Consider the following 406-nt stretch of genomic DNA (forward strand, 5'->3'; position numbering starts at 1 on the left):
TGTGTTATATAAAATATTCCATGCAATCTTAAAGCAAAATTTTTCGTACTTTACTTCTACCTGGCGAATTGCATCTTCTGATCTTTCTAAAAATAAATTTATAATATGTATATCTTCCATATCACATTTCTCCCCTGTATATTAGTGTTTTTATGCAGATAGGTTATTTGCAGTGTGCCATATTAATGTTTTCTATTATATAGAACGTATTTTTTTCTGTTTGGTTGCACTTTTTTTATAAATTTTTTTGTTACCATAATTCCATTATCACTATAACATATTATCTAATCATTCTTCTCTCCCTGGTCAACTATTAATATCGTAATCTACTTCTGCAAATAAAGCTACATGCAAAAAATGAAAAAAGGGAGCTGTCGGTAAATAACGTTTTTTAGAGCTGACAGCA

The organism is Blautia sp. AF19-10LB (assembly GCF_003461245.1).
GTDB classification, from domain to species: domain Bacteria; phylum Bacillota; class Clostridia; order Lachnospirales; family Lachnospiraceae; genus Blautia_A; species Blautia_A intestinihominis.